This is a genomic window from Stenotrophomonas sp. HMWF023, from assembly GCF_003060985.1.
GTDB lineage: Bacteria > Pseudomonadota > Gammaproteobacteria > Xanthomonadales > Xanthomonadaceae > Stenotrophomonas > Stenotrophomonas lactitubi.
This window is the reverse complement of record NZ_QAIJ01000219.1, coordinates 1-939: the sequence shown is the minus strand read 5'-3', so window position 1 is coordinate 939 and position 939 is coordinate 1. Positions and strand designations below refer to the sequence as shown.

Annotated in this window: 2 protein-coding genes; one reads left to right on the top strand and one right to left on the bottom strand. The window is 64.7% G+C overall.

The window, feature by feature from the left end:
• A partial coding sequence (locus DBR20_RS23060) for a LysR family transcriptional regulator (RefSeq protein ID WP_258223319.1) occupies window positions 1–252 on the bottom strand: 252 nt, incomplete at its 3' end.
• Window positions 253–374: 122 nt separating this feature from the next.
• Here DBR20_RS23060 and DBR20_RS11810 point away from each other — a divergent pair.
• The coding region (locus DBR20_RS11810; RefSeq protein ID WP_108266300.1) for an NAD(P)H-dependent oxidoreductase at window positions 375–939 on the top strand (565 nt) is incomplete at its 3' end.

Genomic DNA, 939 nt, shown 5'->3' with positions numbered 1-939 from the left:
GTCCACCACCTCGCGCGCGGCCTGCGCCTCAGCCAGCATGGTCTGGGCGTGGCGGTGCACGCTGGTGCCGACATCGGTAACGGCAAAGCGGCGCGTGGAGCGCTGCAGCAGGCGCACGCCCAGGTCGGTTTCCAGCTGGCTGATGCGGCGGCTCAGGCGCGACTTGGGGATACCCAGTGCGCGCTCGGCGGCGGCGAAACCGCCGTGGTCGACCACCATCGCGAAGTAGTACAGATCATTCAGGTCATGCATACCCGAGTTCCATTAGTAGAACAATACGCGGCATTCAACCACCTTTATCCCGCCCTTGCAACAACCTATTGTTCTCTCCGTCGGCGGCAAGCCCGCCACCTCTCCCGAACATAGGTACTGCCATGAAGCTTCTGCACATCGACGCCAGCGTGCTTGGCGACAACTCCGTCTCCCGCCACCTGACCGCCGCCGTGGTGGCCCAGTTCAAGCAGCAGATCGACGGCCTGCAGGTTGATTATCGCGATCTTGACGCCAATCCGGTACCGCATCTGCGCAGCGGTTCGCTGGCCAAGACCGATGCCGCCGAGGCTGCCGATGCTGAACAGGTGCTCGAGCAGTTCCTGGCTGCCGACATCGTGGTGATCGGCGCGCCGATGTACAACTTCAGCGTGCCCTCCACCCTGAAGGCCTGGATCGACCGCGTGGCGGTGGCCGGGCGCACCTTCAAGTACACCGAGAACGGCCCGGTGGGCCTGGCCGGTGGCAAGCGGGTGATCGTGGTCAGCAGCCGTGGCGGCATCTATACCGATTCTCCTGCCGACTTCCAGGAGCCCTTCCTGCGCCAGACGTTCGCCTTCTGGGGCATCAACGACATCGAGTTCGTGCGTGCCGAGGGCATCGCCTACTCGCCGCAGCACCGCGAAGACGCGATTGCCGGTGCGATGGCAGCGCTGCCGTCGCATGAGG